Origin of the sequence: Streptomyces sp. NPDC056222 (assembly GCF_042264065.1) — a bacterium.
Classification (GTDB): domain Bacteria; phylum Actinomycetota; class Actinomycetes; order Streptomycetales; family Streptomycetaceae; genus Streptomyces.
In genome coordinates this window covers 1-16,890 of record NZ_JBHJTL010000058.1, presented here as the reverse complement: position 1 = coordinate 16,890, position 16,890 = coordinate 1, and the positions used below count along the sequence as shown (strand labels likewise).

Below are 16,890 nucleotides of genomic sequence, written 5' to 3'. Positions count from 1 at the left end.
GCGCCACCAGCCGAGCACTCTCAGCCGAACGTCGTCGCAGGGGACGCCAGGGTGAGCTTCCAGAAGTCGGCGTAGCGGCCGCCGCGGCGTAGCAGATCGTCGTGGCTGCCCTCCTCGACGACGCGGCCGGCGTCGAGGAAGACGATGCGGTCGGCATGCTGGACGGTGCGCAACCGGTGAGCCACCATCACCACGGTCCGTCCCGCCATCAGGCGTTCGATGCCGGCGTGGACGGCGGCCTCGTTGACGGGGTCCAGTGCGGAGGTGATCTCGTCGAGGAGCACGATCGGCGCGTCCTTCAACAGGGCCCGGGCGATCGAGACGCGCTGGCGCTCGCCGCCCGACAGGCGGGCCCCGCCCTCTCCGACGGTGGTCGACCATCCCTGCGGCAGTCGCTCGATCACCTCGTCCAATCGCGCCGCAGCCGCGGCTGCCCGTACCTCGGCGTCGGTGGCGCCGGGGCGCCCCAGACGCACGTTGTCCTCGATCGTGCCGTCGAAGAGATAAACGTCCTGGAAGACGATGGCGAACCGTGCCATCAGCGCCTCGGTGCGGATGGCACGCACGTCCGCGCCGCCGATCCGCACAACGCCCGCGTCCACGTCGTAGAACCGCGCGAGCAGCTGCAGCAGGGTGGTCTTCCCCGCGCCCGAAGGCCCCACCACGGCCAGCCGCTGCCCTTCGGGGACGGACAGCGACAGGCCGTCGAACACCGCGCGCCCCTCGTGCCGGAAGGCGACCGACGCGAACTCCAGCCCGTGGCCGGCCGGCTCGACCGGCTCGGGGGCCTGCGGCAGCGGCTCCGTACGCAGCACCGCGTCGATCCTGTCCAGCTCGCCGCGCGCGCCACGCAGCCTGCCGCCGAGCTCGGCCAGCGACAGCAGCGGATCCGCGCATCGTGCGGCCAGCACCAGGACCGTCAGCAGCTCCGCGGCCCCGACACCTCCGCCGAGCGCGAGGTACGCACCCAGCACCAGCACCGCGGTGAACACCGCCTGCACCGTCAGCGTCAGGCCCAGCACGCCGGGCAGCGCGACCAGCGTGGACCGGCGGGAGGCACGCTGGACCTGCCGCAAGGCGTCGTCGAGGAGACCGAACCGTTCGGCGGTCCGGCCGCCGGCGCGCAGCACCGGCTGGGCCCGGAGGTATTCGACGACCCTCCCGGTGGCCTCGCGGTCGCGTGCGGCACGCTCCACCTCCTCGGCCGCCGCGGAACGTCCGGTGAGGATCTGGATCGCCACCACGACGGGGACTGCGGCCAGCGCGGCCAGGCCCAACTGCCAGTTGAGGAAGAGGATCACGACGACGATCGTCAGCGGCGTCACGGCGGCGGAGACCATCGGTGCCAGCAGGTGCGCGAGCACGCTCATGGCCCGGAGGACGCCCTGACCGGCCAGGACGGACACCTCTCCCACCCGTGCCGCGCCGTACCAGCCGAGCGGCAACCGGGCCAGATGGTCGCCGAGGCGGTGGTACACGCCGCGCAGCAGCGCGGTGCCGACGCGGAACCCCGAAAGGTCACTGAGGTAGCGCAGCACCGCGTAGGCCGCCACCGTGGCCCCGAACGCGCCCAGCCAGGGCCAGGCGTGGTCCGGCTCGCCCCCGAGCAGAGCCCGCAGTACCGGTGTCAGTAGAGCGTAGGACAGGCCCTCCAGGACCGCTGTCGCGGCCATCAGGGCGAGGGTGCGGAGCATCGGCCGGGCATGCTGGTGGCCCAGCACGCGCAGCAGTACGCGGATCATCGGGAATCGACTCCTCACTGATGGATGGGGGTTCGCGGACACGTCGCCAACGGATCGGCCGGGCCGTGCGTCCGGGGGTTCACGGACACCTCACCCCCCGGATCGACCGGGCCGTGCGCCGTCACGGCCGCTCCCCCGCTCCGGGCGGGCCCGACGGCCCGAGCGCCACAGCGCGGAGAACTTCCCCTCGGTGGCGAGCAGTTCACCCGGCGCGCCGTGCTCGACGACGACTCCGTCCTCCAGGACCGCAACGGCGTCGGCGCCCGCGACCGTCTCCAGGCGATGCGCGACGACCAGGACCGTTCGGTCCTCCCGCAGTGTGTCCAGGGCGCGGCGGATCGCCTGCTCGGTGAGGGGATCGGCGAAGGAGGTCGCCTCGTCGAGCACCAGGACGGGGGTGTCGGCCAGCAGCGCCCGGGCGAGCGCGATCCGTTGGGCCTCGCCGCCCGACAGTCGGGCGTCCTCGCCGATCACCGTCTCGTACCCTCGGGGCAGTTCGAGGATGCGGTCGTGGACGTTCGCCAGACGGGCGGCGCGCTCCACCTCGGCCTGGCCTGCGTCCGGTGCCGACAGCGCGATGTTGTCGGCGACCGAGGCGCGCAGCAGGTGGACGTCCTGGAAGACGAAGGAGACCTGCCGGTACAGCTCCCGGCTGCCCAGCTCGCGCAGATCGACGCCGCCCAGGCGTACCGAACCGCTCGTCGGGTCGACGAACCGCGGCAGCAGCTGGACCAGCGTGGACTTGCCGCTTCCCGACGGTCCGACGAGCGCCGTGACCGTACCCGGTTCCAGCACGAGGTCGATCCCGCGCAGCACGTCGTGACCCGCTTCGTAGGCGAAGCGGACGTCCCGCAGCTCCACCCGGTGGCCCCGGGGCGCGATCGGTTCGGCCGGCTCCGGCAGTGGCGGCACCGCGAGCACGTCGCGGATCCGGCCGACCGCGCGCCGGGCGGCCTGCAGCTCGTCGAAGCCATGCCCGAGCGCCGCCACCGGGGCGGTCAGCCCGAGTCCCAGCAGCAGGAACGGCAGCAGGTCGGCCGGGGCCATCCCCCCGCCGGCGATCAGTGCCGCGCCGCCGATCAGAACGGTCAGCAGAACGAACGGCGGCGAGAGAACGAGCTGCATTCCCGCGGCAGTCGGTGAGATCCCGCGCACCCAGCGACCGAAGACAGCGACGAAGTCGTCGGCGGCGGCACGGAACTCGCGGTGGGCGCGCTCGCCCCCGCCGAAGGCCTTGACCACGGCGATGCCCTGGACGAACTCCACGACGGAGCGTGCGATCCGCGCCATCGCCGTGTCGAAGTCGGCCTGCTCGCGCAGTCGGGCCTGGGTCATCATCAGCGGGACCAACGCCACCGCCGCGACCACCGGAATCAGTGTGATCAGCGTCAGCCGCCAGTCGATGGTGAACAGGTAGACCAGCGACACCAGCGGCACGACGAAGGCGGATGCCAGCTCACCGGGCGTGTGGGCGATGAACGGGTGCACGGCGCCGACGTCATCGCCCACCAGCTTGGCCAGTTCACCACCATGGCGTCGGGAGAGCCAGCCGATCGGCACGCGCCCCAGGCGAGCGGCCAGCTGCCGGCGCAGCGCCAACTGCACCCGCCCGTCGAGCAGATGCCCGACTCCTGCCGCAGCGGCCGTCAGCAGCAGCTTGACGAGAAGGCCCGCCGCGCCCGCGACCACGACGAGCCGGACATGACCCGGGTCGACCGGACCGGGTTCGAGCAGGAGCCGGCCCAGCTCGACGACCGCGAGCAGCGGCGCCAGCCCCGCGACCGCGCCGACGACCTGCAGGACGATCACGGCGGCGAAGCCCCCTGCGTACGGCCGCAGCAGTCCTGCCGCACCCGGCCCCTCCGGGGGCTGCGTCCGGGCGGGACCGGCATCGTCCGGTTGCCGTGTGGGCTCTTTCCTTGCTTCGGCGGGCTCGGTGATGGTCATCGTCCGCTCGTCCTCTCGTCCCCGTCGAGCCTTCGAGGCATCGATTCTTACGATGTAAGGCTGCTTCGGGACGCTATACTTACAGCGTAAGAATCGTCAATCGGTCCGTGATGGGTACGGCGTGGAAGGAGCGGCGCCATGGCGGCCCAGAGGGCTCCCGGGCAGCGTGCGGGGCTCACTCGGCAGGCCGTCCTCGAGGCGGCACTGCGACTCGTCGACCAGGAGGGGCTCAAGGCTCTGTCGATGCGCAGGCTCGGCGCGGAACTGGGCGTGGAGGCGATGACCCTCTACCACCACGTGCCGAACAAGACCGCCCTGCTCGACGGGATGATCGAGCAGGTCGTCGCCGAGGCGGTCCCCCCGGCGTTCGGTGCCGACACCTGGCGGGAGGACCTGAGCACCTACGCCCACGCGCTGGTCGCCGCGCTCGACAAGCATCCGCACGCCGTGCCGTTGCTGCTCTCCCGGCCCGCCATGACACCCCGCAATCTGCGGACACTGGAGGCAGTGGTGGAGATGCTGCACGGGGCGGGCTTCGCTCTGCCCAGGACCCTGGACATTCTCTACTCGCTGACCAGTTTCGTCGTCGGCCACGCAGCCGCCCAGGTGGGCCGTGTCGACGGGGCCGGCAGCCTGGCCTCGTTGGACCCGGAGGCGTATCCACTCCTGGTCGCGGCGGCCCGGGACGCGGGCGAGGACGCGGCCGCGGCACGCTTCGACTTCGCTCTCGACGCGCTGCTGGCCGGATTCGAGAGAGAGCTCGCGGCCACCTCGCCCGCCGGGTGAGGGCGGTCGATGCCTGTTTCACCCGGGCAAGCCCTCACCTATGCGTAGGTGATGACGACCTTCATGCGCGTGCCGCGGGTGCCGGGGGCGGTTCGGCCCCGGCACCCGTTCCGTGCTCACGTCGCGGCGGGAGCCTTCTCGGGCGCGGTCTCGGCCGGCGAGTCCTGCCGGTAGAAGATGTCGATGTCCACCTCTTCGCCCCCGACGATCAGGGTGTCCCACGCCCCGCTCTCCAACAGGGTCCGCAGGGTGCTGGAGCCGAGGGTTTCCAGGTGGTCCCGGAGCGTCGAGTCGTCAGGCATGCCGGGGACGCGTGAAGACAACCGGTCACGAATTCCCCGCAGCCGTTCCATGAGCGCGTCGGTGTCCGCCTTCCTGTCCAGCTCCTGCCCTTCGGACTCTTCGATGCTCCGTGCGATCCTCTCCTTGATCGCGCAGCTGACTCCGTTCTCGTCGGTGGTGATCATCGTGTTCCAGGCTCGGCTCTTGTGCCGGTACTGGAGCATGGACATGGCCGCCTCGTGGCGTGCGAAGTCGGCGTCCCGGAACGGCCTTCCGTTCCATGCTCCGTTGAGGGACCGAGCCAGCGAGATGGCAGAGCCCAGTCCACTGTTGAGCCCGCGGCCCGGCCAGAAATGGATGGCGTTGGCGGCGTCGCCGAGCAGGAACCCATAGGTCCCCGGAGTGGTCGACGTGGCCGAGCGCAGCCGGGTCGTGAACCTGGGCCGCTGCACCATGTCGAGCCGGAAGGCCGTGACGGCGCTCAGGTCCCTCTCGGCGACACCGAACAGCGCCAGCCCCTCCAACACCCGCTTCCACAGGGCCGAACCCCTGACCATCGCGGGCAGGAAGAGCGTGCTGTGCGTCGAGCACTGGAAGTCGCCGTGATCGTCCCGCCCCATGACGCACGGGCGTGAGGCGATGCAGTCCTCGAACACATGCCGCACCGGATCGATACCGACCACTTCCGCGGCCTCGGCATCGGTGAGCCGCATGTTCAGGAACCCCTGGCCGCGAAGGGCATTGAGGAGGAACCGGTTCTGAGCCACGGTCAGCAGGACCGTCATGGGGTCCGTCAGAGTCGATGTGACGCGCAGGCCCAGGACGACATCCTGAATGTGCTGACCGTGCAGCGAGTAGATGGACTTGTCGGCGTTGCCGAACCTGTCGGTGAAATACTCCCGCGTTCGGGAGCGGCCTCCCTCGCACACAGCGAGCACATGGTCCTTGGACTCGGCCGTGTGGTACTCGGCCGGATCGAACACCTCGGGAACCAGCCGGATCCGATCCGGCTTTTCGTTGGCCAATTCGAGGAGGGTGTCCTCGATGTAGGCGATCCGCAGGTTTCTCGGGTTGTAGCCACGAAGCGAATCGGGACCCACCGGCCACATCTCGGAGTACGCGTCGCCGCGGAACAGCCGCCCCTGCACCTCTTCGGGGAGGTTCAGGTACTGGCGGCTCTGCACGGTGACGACCTGCTGCCGCCGGACGTTGCCCTGACCCTCGCTCTTCCAGACGACCTTCGCCCCGTCCTGCACCCACCGACCGTCGTACACGGTGATGGCCACGCGAGGCCCCATGAGGTGTTCCAGGAGCAGAGCGAAACTCAGGCCGACGGGACCGCCGCCCGTGACCGTGACGTTGAGCACGGGCCCTGCCGCCGGCGTCGCCCGGGCGGGCGTGAGCGGCCGCAGCACGGAGAGGTCGAGGATGGTCTCCATCGCATCGGCCGCTTCGAAGCGGAACGTCTCGGTTCCTATCTCGACGAGATCTCCGGGCTGCAGTTCGTGCGATGTCACACGGACCCCGTTGACTCGCGTTCCATTGCTGCTGCCGCTGTCGTACAGCACGAACCCATGGCGCTCGCGACGCACTTCGGCGTGAAAGCGTGAGACGTTCCCCCCGGTGATCACGACACTGTTGTCGCTGTTGCGGCCCAGGGTTACCGGTGTGGCGCCGATCGGATAGCTCTGTCCTGTCAGTGAGCCTTGATGGCCGACAAGTCGAGGCGGCATGGGTCACCCAATTCCATGAGTCACGGATCCGATGACGAAATGCGGAACCGGTCACGAGCAACAGCACCCTGCACCACACACCGCGAGTCGACCGGCACGCAGAGCAATCTTAATCCGGCCGTGAGGCCGCTGAGAAGGCGTCCGAACCGCCCGACCACCACACGGTCCTCGCCACCGAACACCCCTGTGCCACAAGGCAGGTGCGCCGAGCCCACCGGTGGGTTTCACGCTTCAGCCGCCCTTGTCGCGCATGCCCCGCTTGCCCAGAAACCGGCGCAGCTTCGTCAGCGGCCACGTGTTGATGACGTCGTCCGTCGTCAACCAGCCGCGCTGGGCCGTGGCCACCCCGTAGCGCATGTACGGCAGATGCGTGACGGCGTGCGCATCGGAGTTTACGGCGAACTTCACTCCGTACCGTTTCGCGCGCAGGATGTCCTCGTCGCACAGGTCGAGCCGCTCGGGATGCGCGTTGATCTCCAGAGCCGTGCCCGCCCGCGCGCATGCCTTGAAGACCGCGTCGAAGTCGGCGTCGATGCCCGGGCGTTTGCCGATCCGGCGGGTCGTGGGATGGCCGATGACGGCGACGTACGGGTTCTCGCAGGCACGGATGAGCCGGCGGGTGAGTTCCCGCCTGCTCTGGTTGAAGTGGGAGTGGACGGAGGCCACACAGATGTCGAAGTCCGCGAGGAACTCGTCGGGCCAGTCCAGCGAGCCGTCCGGGCCGATGTTGAGTTCCGTGCCGTGCAGCAGCCGCATCCTGTGGTGGACGCCGTCGAGTGCGCGTACCCGCTCGCGCTGGGCGAGGATCTTCTCGTCGGTCATGCGCTGCATGTACAGGTTCGGAGCGTGGTCGGTGACGGCGTAGTAGGCGTATCCGCGGGCCGCCGCGGCGGCGATCATGTCCTCCAGCGGGGCCAGCCCGTCGGTGAGGTCGGTGTGGGTGTGCAGATCGCCGCGGAAGTCCTTCTCGGTCAGGACCTCGGGGAGTTCGCCGCGCAGTCCGGCCTCGATCTCGCCGCGGTCCTCACGCAGCGTCGGCGGGATCCAGGGCAGCCCGAGCCTCTCGTAGATCGCTTCCTCCGTCGCGGACGTGAGGCTCTCGCCGCTCTCGGCGTCGAAGAGTCCGTACTCCGACAGCTTGAGGCCTTGGCGCACCGCGAGTTCGCGCGTGCGGATGTTGTGCGCCTTGGAGCCTGTGAAGTACTGCAGCCCTGCGCCCCAGGAGGCCGGGGGAAGGACCCTCAGGTCCACCTGGAGACCCGCGACGGTCCGTACAGAGGTCTTCTTCTCACCCTGCGCGATGACCTCGGCCGTGGACGGAAGGGCGACGAGGGCGTCCATGAAGGGGGCCGATCGGCGCGCCGCCACCAGGATGTCGATGTCGCCGATGGTCTCCTTCATGCGGCGGAGGGATCCCGCGTACGTGCATCGGACGCAGCCGCGGATCTCCGAGAGCTCCGCGACGAGCTGCTCGGCGACGTCCATGGCGGCGCTGACGAGGATCCGGCCCTCACCGGCCTTCCGCAGGACCGAGATGCCGTGCAGGATGTTCTCCTCGGTCCGCTCCCCGAAGCCCTTCAGGTCGCGCAGCCGTTCCTGGTGGATGGCGTCGATCAACTGGTCGACGGTGGTGGTGCCCAGCTCCTCGTACAGGACCATGGCCTTCCGTGGCCCCAGCCCCGGAATCGCGATCAGCTCGCGCACTCCTGCCGGCACGGCCGTCCGGGCCTCGTCGACGACGGACATACGGCCGGTCCGCAGGTACTCGAGGATCTTGTCGGCGACGGACCTGCCGACGTTCGGAATCTCACGCAGCCCCTTCGCGTCCAGCGCGGAGACGTCCTGCGGGTAGCCCCCCACGGCACGTGCGGCCTTCTCGTAGGCCCTCGCCTTGAAGGCCTCCCCTCCCCGGATCGCGATGAACTCTGCGTACTCCTGGAGCAGCGCCTCGACCTGGTCGTTGGCTCGGGCCATGCCTCCAGGGTGCCCCGCACGCGCCGGGCAGTCACGCCGGGCGCGTGACGACGCCTCGCACCGACGCCGCGCCGGACGTTCAAGGCCTCCGTTCAAGGCCTCGCCGGGCTGATCGCGCCAGTGACCTTCGCAGCGTTTCCGCATCGTATGGTTGATGGCATGTCCGAGATGGCTCACGGGATCACGACCGGCGCCGTGGCACGGCGCCTGGGAGTCTCCCCCACGACAGTGCGCTCCTGGGACCAGCGGTACGGCATCGGCCCTGCCGTACGCGCGAACGGACGGCACAGGCGGTGGAGCCCCGCGGACGTCGCCATGCTCGAGGAGATGTGCCGTCTCACGGCGTCGGGCGTTCCGCCCGCCGAGGCGGCACGGGCCGCCCAGCGGGAACGCCCGGCAACGGACACGGCCGAGCCCGAGGCGACGGCGGGGCCGATCACGACCCCGGAGCCCCAGGAGCCCACGGAAGCCGCGCCTCCGGGAAAGACCCGCCGCGCGGGGCCCGGCAGCGGGCTGCCGCTGGGCGACGTACGTCATGAGTGCCGCGGGCTGGCCCGTGCCGCGGTACGCCTCGACGGTCCGGCCATGGAAGGGCTGCTCCAGGAGGTTCTGGCGAAGTACGGGCTGGTCACCGCGTGGGAAGAGATCATGGCCCCGACGCTGCACGCGGTGGGCCGGAAGTGGGAGTCGTCCGACGACCGCTACGTCGAGGTGGAGCACCTGCTCTCCTGGCACATCTCCACCGCACTGCGGCGAGCCGCCGTCACGGGCCCGGCGACCGCCTCCTCGGCCGCTCCGGTCGTGCTGGCCTGCGTCCCCGCGGAGCAGCACACGCTGCCTCTGGAGGCGCTTGCGGCGGGACTGACCGAACAGGGCCTGCCGACCAGGATGTTCGGCGCGGCCGTGCCCGCGGAGGCCCTCGACGCGGCGGTACGACGGTCGGGGCCGGCCGCCGTGGCCCTCTGGTCCCAGGCGAGATCCACCGCGAACCACTCCTTGGCCCGACACGTCGCGGGTACGGCGTTCGGTGTGCTGGGAGCCCGCACGGCTCCCCTCGTTCTTCTCGCGGGGCCCGGCTGGCTCGGCCGGACGCCCGCGCCCGGCATGGTGCGTCCCACCGGACTGCGCGAGGCGATCGGCGTGATCTCCCGGCTGTACGGGGAGCCGGCCGGGCGCGCCGCAGGCTGACGCACGTACAAGAACGGCCCGTGGATCATCCTCGGGTCCGGTCGTCGCCGGATCGCCCCACGCCCGTCCGCCGGCGGGGAGGACGGGGGACGAAGCCGCTCGTGCGCGCCCGGTATGCCGCGTAACCGGGGCGGTCCGCCATGTGGGCCTCCAGAAGCCGCTTGCCGCTGCCCCGGATGAGCAGGCCACTCATGACGAGCGGGGAGACGAGGGTGAGGAGGGCGGTCTGCCAGGTGGCGCAGGCCGTCAGGTAGAGGCCCCACCAGACGAGGAAGTCGCCGAAGTAGTTGGGGTGCCGGGTCCAGCTCCACAGCCCCCGGTCCATGACCCGACCCCGGTTCGCCGGATCGGCCTTGAACCGGGCGAGCTGCTGGTCCCCCACCGCCTCGAAGGCGAGGCCCACCGCCCAGACGCCGAGGCCCAGGAAGGCGGTCGCGTCCAGCGGTCCGGGCAGCAGGACCGCGACCTGCACGGGAAGCGAGACGAGCCAGACGAGGGCGCCCTGCAAGAGGTACACCGTCCGCAGTGCGTAGAGGGTGGGGTTGCCTCGGGCGCGGGCGAGCATCCGCGCGTACCTGGGGTCCTCCCCGTGGCCGCGTCCGCGCCGGGCGATGTGGGTCGCGAGCCGCAGTCCCCAGACGACGGTGGCGAGCGCGACGACGGTGCGGCGCGCGTCGTCGCCGTGACCGTCCGCGAGGATCCACGCCACGACGGCGACAGCCGCGAAGGCGATCCCCCAGGCCACGTCCACGATCCGGTGCAGGCCCTTCGCGGTGCCGATCGCGAAGGTCACCAGCATGACGGTGAACGCGGTGGCCGCCGAGGCGGCGGAGACGAGGCCGAGGGCCCCGGTGTCGATGGCGCTCACGACGCCTCCCCGTACCGGCCGGTGGGGCAGCACGGCCGACGCGGCCGGTGGAGCCGGGCGGCGAGGTCGGAGCGGGCCTCGTCGCCGACGTGTTCGCCCGTCTCGATCGCGGTCACCGGGTCGTAGCCGCCGTCCGCGCGGGCGCGGAGGGCGCGGACGATACGGGTCAGGGGTTCGGCGGGGCCTGCCTCGCTGGCGCCCCGGGCGCGCAGGCGCACCGGCGGCGGGCAGGGGCGGCGTGCTCCCGCCGGGTGGGCGGCGCCGCTCGGAGCGGGCGGCGCGGGCGTGTTCCGTCGCGGAGGCGCCGTTGCGGCGACGGAACGTACCGCCCTCTCCACTGGGTCCGGGTTCGCGGGGTTCATCGGGTCGCCTCGGAGTCGTCGGCGGTGAGTTGGAGTTGGCGGACGTCGAGGTACTGGGCGCGGAATCCGGCCTCGGAGTAGGCGAGGTAGAACTCCCACATGCGCCGGAAGACGGGGTCGAAGCCGAGCGCGTCGACGGCGGTCTCCTCGCGGAGGAAGCGCGTGCGCCACTGGCGGAGGGTCTCCGCGTAGTGGTCGCCGTAGCCCGTGTCGTGGGTGACGCGCAGGCCGGCGGCGGTGCTCTCGCGGGCGATGGCCTCCGGGGAGGGGATCAGGCCGCCGGGGAAGACGTACTTGCTGATCCACGTGTGGGTGCGGGCGGTGGTGAGCATCCGGTCGTGCGGCATCGTGATGGCCTGGAGCGCGACGCGGCCGCCCGGGGCGAGGAGGCGGCGGAGCGCGGCGAAGTAGTCGGGCCAGAACTCGGCGCCGACGGCCTCGATCATCTCGACGCTCACGACGGCGTCGTATCGGCCCCGGACGTGCCGGTAGTCGGCCGGCTCTACGGTGACGCGATCGGCGACACCGGCCTGCGCCACGCGGCGGCGCGCGAGGGCCAGTTGTTCCTCGGAGAGGGTGATCGTGCGGACCCGGGCGCCCCGGGCTGCGGCACGGATCGCCAGTTCGCCCCAGCCGGTGCCGATCTCAAGGAGTTCGGTGCCCGGGCCGGTCCCGGCGAGGTCGAGGAGCCGGTCGATCTTGCGGTGCTGGGCGGCGGTGAACTCCGCGTCGGGCAGGAGCACGGGCTCTGCCGGGAGGGGGTCGAAGACCGCCGAGGAGTAGCTGAGACCGGGGTCGAGGAACAGGGCGAAGAGTTCGTTGGAGAGGTCGTAGTGGCGGTGGATGTTCTCGCGCGCCCCGTCGGGGGTGTTGCGGTCGGCCCGGGGCCTGCGCCGGACCCATGCTCCCCGGAACCGGTGCAGCGTGGCGGGGACGAGGTCGTCGACGTGCCGGGCGAGAACCGTGAGGACGTCGACGAGGTCGTCGGCGTCCCATTCGCCGGCCATGTACGACTCCCCGAAGCCGATCAGCCCGTCGGCGCCGATCCGTCGGTGGAACGCGTCCGGATCGTGGAGCGTGAGGGTCGGTACGGAGCTGTCGTGGCCGGTCCGCTGGTGCCCGAGGGGAGTGGCCCGGACGGTCCGTATCCGCAGGGGCAGCCGGGCGAAGGCCCGCTCCACGAGACGGCGGGCGACGGCGGTGCGCACGGCGGAGGCACGCGGCAGCCGGGCGATGTCCGGCCAGTGGTCGGGGTCCGCCGGGATGTGGCCGGTGCGGGCGGCGGGCGGCGCGGTCGGAGGAAGCCGGAGGGTCACGGGGCACCTTCCTGCGGGGTCGTGGCGGGACGGGGCCGGACGCGGAGCCCCTTGAGGTAGAGGCGGATGCCGTGGCGGCGGATACCGAGGGACACGGCGGCGGTCGACCAGGGGTGGTGGAGTGCGGCCGCGAGCAGGGTGCCCGGGCGGGCGGCCCTGCGGGCGCCGCGGACGGTGGCTGTCAGGGGGCGGGCGCCGTCCGCGTGGCGCAGTTGGACGGTCAGGTCGAGACGGTCGCCGGGGAGCGGAAGCCGCATGCGATAGGTGCCTTCGACATCGAGGAACGGCGAGACGTAGAACTCCTTCGCCGCCTCGGCACGACCCCGTCCATCGGGACGCAGCAGGTACGCGTGGCGGCCGCCGTAGGTGTTGTGCACCTCGGCGACGACGCAGACGGGGCGGTCGGAACGGTCGTGGCACCAGTACAGGGTGAGCGGGTTGAAGACATGCCCGAGGACGCGCGCGTGAGCGAGCATCAGCACCCGCCCGTCCGCGTCCGGTACGCCATGAGCGGCGAGGCAGGCGTCGAGGCCGGCCCGCAGGGTGGGGGCGTCGCCGTCGAAGTGGTCGCGCGGGTCGAAGCGGGCGAGGGGGCGCAGCGGCCGGGGCAGGACGGGGAGGTCGTCGAGGTCGACCAGCCACATGTACGTGCGGTGGCGGAGCGCGTATCGGAAGGGGGTGACGCGGGTGTGGGCGACCTCGGTCTCGTACAGGGCGGGGACGGGTGGCGGGGCGGCGGTCATCGCGGGTCCACCCCCAGATGGCGGGCGGCCTCGACGCCGGATCGGCAGCCGTCCTCGTGGAAGCCCCAGCCGTGGTAGGCGCCGGCGTAGGCGGTGACGGAGGTGCGGAGGGTGGGCAGGAGGCGTTGGGCGGCCACGGACTCCGGGGTGTGGACGGGGTGTTCGTACGTCATGCGGGCCAGGACGGTGGACTCGTCGACGCGGTCGCCGGGATTGAGGGTGACGATGTGGGGCTCGCCGGTGGGGAGGCGCTGCAGCCGGTTCATGTCGTAGCTGACCTGGACGGCTTCAGGGCGGGCGGTGCAGGAGGGCAGCCAGTAGTTCCAGGAGGCTCGGGCGTGCGGCGAGCGCGGCAGGAGGGTGGTGTCGCGGTGCAGAACGGTCGGGTTGACGGAGTAGGTGAAGGCGCCGAGGACGCGCCGCTCCTGTTCGGTGGGGTCGGCGAGGAGGCGCAGGGCCTGGTCGGGGTGGACGGCGATCACGACGGCGGCGTGCTCGTCCGACTCGCCGTCGGCGGTGACGACGGTCGCCCGGTCGGCGCCGCGCACGACGGCGCGCACAGGGGTCGCGGTCCGTACGGAGGCCAGGCCCTTCGCGATCCGTTCGACGTAGGCGGCCGATCCCCCGGTGACGGTCTTCCACTGGGGCGACCCGGTCACCGACAGGAGGCCGTGGTGGTCGAGGAACCGGAACAGGTACCCGGCCGGGTGGCGCAGCGCGGTGTCGGGGGCGCACGACCAGACGGCGGAGACGAGGGGGATCGCGAAGTGGCTGACGAAGTGGGTGGAGAAGCGGTGGGCCCGCAGGAAGTCGCCGAGCGTGTGCGTGGTGTCGTCGGTGGACAGCAGGCGGCACGCGGCGCGGTGGAAGCGGGGGACGTCGGCGAGCATCCGCAGGTGGCGGCCCCGGCGCAGGTTGCCGCCGCCGAGGAGCCCGCGGGCCCCGCGCGCACCGGCGTACTCGAGGCCGCATCCGTCGCAGCGCACGGACATGCTCATCTCGGAGTCCTGCGTGGTGACGCCGAGTTCGCGGAAGAGGCGCAGGAGGTGGGGGTAGGTGCGCTCGTTGTGGACGATGAAGCCGGTGTCCACGTGGAGCGTCCCGCCCTCGGGAGCGAGCAGCTCGTGGGTGTGCGCGTGGCCGCCGAGCCGGTCCTCCGACTCGTACAGCACCACGTCATGGGCACGGGAGAGTTCGTGGGCGGCGGTGAGTCCCGCCACCCCCGCCCCCACCACCGCGACGGTTCGTCCGTTCATCGTCTCCACCCCTCGTGCGCGGCCGTCGGCCGGTCGAGGCGGCGGCCTGTGCTCTGCTGTCGGTTGTTCGGAGCCCCTGGGTCTGTGGGATGTGCCGGTCAGCCTCCGGAAGCGAGCGCGAGGCTGTGGCGCATGCGCTGGAGGCCGCGGCGGGCGTGGCTCTTGACCGTGCCCAGAGGCATGCCGGTGCGGTCGGCGATCTGTACCTGGGTCAAGTCGGCGAAGTAGGCGAGTTCCAGGACGTCGCGCTGGACGCGGGGCAGCCTGGACAGTTCCTCGGTGACGACCAGCCGGTCGAGGACCCGCTCGGGCTCGTCGACCGTCCGGTCCTCGTGTTCCAGGGAGGCGCCGAGGGTCGTCGCCAGCTCGATGCGGCGGGTGCGGGCGGTCAGCGCGTCGGCGATCTTCCGGCGGGTGATGCCGGTGAGCCACGCGGGCAGGGTGCCCCGCTCGGGACGGAAGTTGGCCCGCCCGCGCCACGCGGCGACGAACACCTGCTGGGTGACGTCCTCCGCCTCGCGGTGGTCCCCCAGCCCCCTGGCCGCCAGTGTGTGGACCAGGCGGCCCCAGCGCCGGTACGCCGCGGCCAGGCAGTACTCGTCGCCGCGGACCAGGCCGCGGGCGATCCAGTGGTCGTCGGCGTCGTCGTGCGGCGTGGGGCGGGAGCGGAGCTCCGACGCGGCGGCGAGGTCGTCGGTGATCCGGTGTCCGGTCATGACGCTTCCTCCTCCAAGCGGTGGCGCTGGCCTCCACCGGGGGTGCTTCCCCGCGGCGAGGGCGGCGGCGTCGGGACCTCATCGGCCCCGTGCACCCTCACGTTCCGGCCGACGCGCCCCACCGGACAACTCGCATCGTTTTCGCATCGAAACAGCGCCGCCTCGGCCGCGCTCCCGTACCACGTGGTGCGAAGCGGGCGATCGGATCAGGCAGTACGCGAGGCCTGCCGGAAGCGCGCCAAGGCGTCGGAGAGTCCGACCAGCGGGTCCGGGTAGTCGAAGGACGCCCGGTCGAGTCCGGTGAGCCGCCAGGGCTCGTGGACGGCCGGTCCGTCGAGGCCGGCGAGCTCGGGGACCCAGCGGCGGATGTAGCTGCCGTCGGGGTCGTACCGCTTGCCCTGCACCACCGGGTTGAGGACGCGATACGGCCTGGTGTCCGTGCCCGTGCCCGCCACCCACTGCCAATTGAGCTGGTTGTTCGCGACGTCGCCGTCCACCAGCAGATCGAGGAAGTGACGTGCCCCCTCCCTCCAGTCGATGCAGAGGGTCTTCGTCAAGAAGGAGGCGGTGATCAACCGGCCGCGGTTGTGCATCCATCCCTCGTGGGCGAGCTGCCGCATGGCGGCGTCGACGACGGGATAGCCGGTTCGTCCCTCCCGCCAGGCAGCGAGGTCTGCTTCCGCGTCGGCACCCCGCCTCCAGAAGTCCTGACGCGGACGGTAGTCCGCGACTGCCGCCTCGGGTCGCGCGGCCAGGACCTGATGGTGGAAGTCGCGCCAGCACACCTGCCGCACGAAGGCATCGGCCCCCGCGCCGCCCCGCCTGCCCGCCCTGTACACCGCCTCGGTCGCGGAGACGGCACCGAAGTGGAGATAGGGCGAGAGGCGGGACGTGACATCTCCGGCCAGGTCGTCGTGGCGCTCCTCGTACGTGTCGATGTGCTCCGCCAGCCAACGACCGAGCCGTTGACGCCCCTCGCGCTCCCCTCCCACGGCGAGGGCCGGCGACACGTCCGTGACCGTGGAGCGCCGCGGGACGCGCTCGGACCGCACGCCCGAGGGCACGCGCAGCGCTCTCGGGGCGGGCAACGGCGTCCGGAGCGGCTCGGCCGTCCAGCGCCTGTAGTAGGGCGTGAACACGGCGTAGTGGTCCGAGCCGTGCGGCAGGACATCACCGGGCGGAACGACGGTGACCACACCGTCGTGCACGTACAGCCGGCAGCCGTCGTCCTCCAGCACCCTGCGCAGTCGCTTCTCCCTCGCCCTCGCGAAGGCCGTCACCCCGGCGGCCATGTGCACCTCGTCGGCCTCGGTCTGCCGCACCAGGCCCTGCACTTCGGACACCGTGTCGCCCTCCCGCACCACAAGGCGGCCACCGCGGTCCTCGAGCCCCCGGTCCAGATCCGCGAGGCAGTCGGCGAGAAATGCCAGCCGATTGGGCGCCGCGAACCCCGCCCGGTCCACGGCCGGGTCACGGACGAACACCGGAACCACCTCCTGTGCCCCTTCGAGCGCGGCCCTGAGGGGCGGATGGTCGTGGACCCTGAGGTCAGAGGTGTACAGAACGACGGAGACAGTCATCGCGCCCTCCCTGCTCGGCCGCCGGTCGCGAGCGCGCCGCGCCGGCGTACTGGTTTCGGACTCCTACATCCGCGGTTCCCCGATGCCGCGTGTGCCGGATGCGCGCGGAAGGGTCACCTCACCGGCCCCGGCCGAGCGGTTTCCGCGGTCGCGGAGGGCGCGAGGGGTCCGAGGACGACGCATGTTGCCGCGATGGGGGCGGCGCAGGTGGCGCGACCCGCGACGAGCAGCGTCGATCCCTCGCGGAGGCGAGGAAGCCTCGGGACGGACGGCGCCCCCGCCGCCGCTGGGTTCAGGGCGAAGGGGGCGTCCACGGCAGGGGGGGGGGGGGGGGGGCCGGCCCGCCCCGGAGGCCCGAGGGGGGGGGGGGGGGGGGGGCACCCCCCCCCCCCCGCGC

The 16,890-nt window shown here is 71.9% G+C and carries 13 protein-coding genes; 2 read left to right on the top strand and 11 right to left on the bottom strand.

What is annotated here, in order from left to right:
- Positions 1 to 20: 20 nt before the first annotated feature.
- Both ACFC0D_RS24780 and ACFC0D_RS24775 read right to left on the bottom strand, forming a co-directional pair.
- Positions 21 to 1,742 carry an ABC transporter ATP-binding protein gene (locus ACFC0D_RS24780; RefSeq protein ID WP_376439846.1) on the bottom strand — a complete coding sequence of 574 codons (1,722 nt, stop codon included), beginning with the start codon at positions 1,740 to 1,742 and terminating at the stop codon, positions 21 to 23.
- Positions 1,743 to 1,832: 90 nt separating this feature from the next.
- On the bottom strand, positions 1,833 to 3,689 hold the full coding sequence (locus tag ACFC0D_RS24775; protein WP_376439842.1) for an ABC transporter ATP-binding protein: 1,857 nt from the start codon (positions 3,687 to 3,689) through the stop codon (positions 1,833 to 1,835).
- 138 nt (positions 3,690 to 3,827) lie between these two features.
- Between ACFC0D_RS24775 and ACFC0D_RS24770 the strand changes: the two genes are divergently transcribed.
- The gene (locus ACFC0D_RS24770; protein ID WP_376439840.1) at positions 3,828 to 4,475 is read left to right on the top strand and encodes a TetR/AcrR family transcriptional regulator C-terminal domain-containing protein; all 648 of its coding nucleotides are present in this window, start codon (positions 3,828 to 3,830) and stop codon (positions 4,473 to 4,475) included.
- Between the two features lie 116 nt (positions 4,476 to 4,591).
- On the opposite strand, the gene ACFC0D_RS24765 is transcribed toward ACFC0D_RS24770, so the two are convergent.
- Both ACFC0D_RS24765 and polX read right to left on the bottom strand, forming a co-directional pair.
- A complete protein-coding gene (locus ACFC0D_RS24765; protein WP_376439838.1) occupies positions 4,592 to 6,490 on the bottom strand; it encodes an FHA domain-containing protein in 1,899 nt (632 codons plus the stop codon).
- Between the two features lie 231 nt (positions 6,491 to 6,721).
- Complete coding sequence (gene polX, locus ACFC0D_RS24760; RefSeq protein ID WP_376439836.1) at positions 6,722 to 8,464, bottom strand: DNA polymerase/3'-5' exonuclease PolX; 1,743 nt, start codon at positions 8,462 to 8,464, stop codon at positions 6,722 to 6,724.
- A gap of 159 nt (positions 8,465 to 8,623) precedes the next feature.
- Between polX and ACFC0D_RS24755 the strand changes: the two genes are divergently transcribed.
- Positions 8,624 to 9,652, top strand: coding sequence for a MerR family transcriptional regulator (locus ACFC0D_RS24755; protein WP_376439833.1), 1,029 nt, complete (start codon positions 8,624 to 8,626; stop codon positions 9,650 to 9,652).
- Between the two features lie 25 nt (positions 9,653 to 9,677).
- On the opposite strand, the gene ACFC0D_RS24750 is transcribed toward ACFC0D_RS24755, so the two are convergent.
- The 7 genes from ACFC0D_RS24750 to ACFC0D_RS24720 all read right to left on the bottom strand — a co-directional run bounded on the left by ACFC0D_RS24750 (position 9,678) and on the right by ACFC0D_RS24720 (position 16,493).
- Positions 9,678 to 10,520 carry a DUF1295 domain-containing protein gene (locus tag ACFC0D_RS24750; RefSeq protein ID WP_376439831.1) on the bottom strand — a complete coding sequence of 281 codons (843 nt, stop codon included), beginning with the start codon at positions 10,518 to 10,520 and terminating at the stop codon, positions 9,678 to 9,680.
- Positions 10,517 to 10,882 (bottom strand): hypothetical protein, encoded by a 366-nt coding sequence (locus ACFC0D_RS24745; RefSeq protein ID WP_376439828.1) that lies wholly within the window; start codon positions 10,880 to 10,882, stop codon positions 10,517 to 10,519. Before ACFC0D_RS24745 ends, ACFC0D_RS24750 begins: the two co-directional genes overlap by 4 nt.
- Complete coding sequence (locus ACFC0D_RS24740) at positions 10,879 to 12,198, bottom strand: class I SAM-dependent methyltransferase (protein ID WP_376439825.1); 1,320 nt, start codon at positions 12,196 to 12,198, stop codon at positions 10,879 to 10,881. The genes ACFC0D_RS24745 and ACFC0D_RS24740 overlap by 4 nt, the downstream gene beginning before the upstream one ends.
- Positions 12,195 to 12,941: a DUF1365 domain-containing protein gene (locus ACFC0D_RS24735; RefSeq protein ID WP_376439822.1), complete on the bottom strand. Its 747-nt coding sequence runs from the start codon at positions 12,939 to 12,941 to the stop codon at positions 12,195 to 12,197. The genes ACFC0D_RS24740 and ACFC0D_RS24735 overlap by 4 nt, the downstream gene beginning before the upstream one ends.
- Positions 12,938 to 14,197 carry an NAD(P)/FAD-dependent oxidoreductase gene (locus ACFC0D_RS24730; RefSeq protein ID WP_376439819.1) on the bottom strand — a complete coding sequence of 420 codons (1,260 nt, stop codon included), beginning with the start codon at positions 14,195 to 14,197 and terminating at the stop codon, positions 12,938 to 12,940. Before ACFC0D_RS24730 ends, ACFC0D_RS24735 begins: the two co-directional genes overlap by 4 nt.
- Before the next feature lie 98 nt (positions 14,198 to 14,295).
- On the bottom strand, positions 14,296 to 14,913 hold the full coding sequence (locus ACFC0D_RS24725) for a sigma-70 family RNA polymerase sigma factor (protein WP_376439816.1): 618 nt from the start codon (positions 14,911 to 14,913) through the stop codon (positions 14,296 to 14,298).
- A gap of 206 nt (positions 14,914 to 15,119) precedes the next feature.
- The gene (locus tag ACFC0D_RS24720) at positions 15,120 to 16,493 is read right to left on the bottom strand and encodes a cryptochrome/photolyase family protein (RefSeq protein ID WP_376439814.1); all 1,374 of its coding nucleotides are present in this window, start codon (positions 16,491 to 16,493) and stop codon (positions 15,120 to 15,122) included.
- Between the last annotated feature and the right edge of the window lie 397 nt (positions 16,494 to 16,890).

What these genes read in the sequence shown, in the direction of transcription:
- ACFC0D_RS24730 (WP_376439819.1), bottom strand. Translation starts at nt 14,197, where the DNA reads ATGAACGGACGAACCGTCGCGGTGGTGGGGGCGGGGGTGGCGGGACTC.
- polX (WP_376439836.1), bottom strand. Translation starts at nt 8,464, where the DNA reads ATGGCCCGAGCCAACGACCAGGTCGAGGCGCTGCTCCAGGAGTACGCA.
- ACFC0D_RS24745 (WP_376439828.1), bottom strand. Translation starts at nt 10,882, where the DNA reads ATGAACCCCGCGAACCCGGACCCAGTGGAGAGGGCGGTACGTTCCGTC.
- ACFC0D_RS24780 (WP_376439846.1), bottom strand. Translation starts at nt 1,742, where the DNA reads ATGATCCGCGTACTGCTGCGCGTGCTGGGCCACCAGCATGCCCGGCCG.
- ACFC0D_RS24770 (WP_376439840.1), top strand. Translation starts at nt 3,828, where the DNA reads ATGGCGGCCCAGAGGGCTCCCGGGCAGCGTGCGGGGCTCACTCGGCAG.
- ACFC0D_RS24765 (WP_376439838.1), bottom strand. Translation starts at nt 6,490, where the DNA reads ATGCCGCCTCGACTTGTCGGCCATCAAGGCTCACTGACAGGACAGAGC.
- ACFC0D_RS24775 (WP_376439842.1), bottom strand. Translation starts at nt 3,689, where the DNA reads ATGACCATCACCGAGCCCGCCGAAGCAAGGAAAGAGCCCACACGGCAA.
- ACFC0D_RS24720 (WP_376439814.1), bottom strand. Translation starts at nt 16,493, where the DNA reads ATGACTGTCTCCGTCGTTCTGTACACCTCTGACCTCAGGGTCCACGAC.
- ACFC0D_RS24725 (WP_376439816.1), bottom strand. Translation starts at nt 14,913, where the DNA reads ATGACCGGACACCGGATCACCGACGACCTCGCCGCCGCGTCGGAGCTC.
- ACFC0D_RS24735 (WP_376439822.1), bottom strand. Translation starts at nt 12,941, where the DNA reads ATGACCGCCGCCCCGCCACCCGTCCCCGCCCTGTACGAGACCGAGGTC.
- ACFC0D_RS24755 (WP_376439833.1), top strand. Translation starts at nt 8,624, where the DNA reads ATGTCCGAGATGGCTCACGGGATCACGACCGGCGCCGTGGCACGGCGC.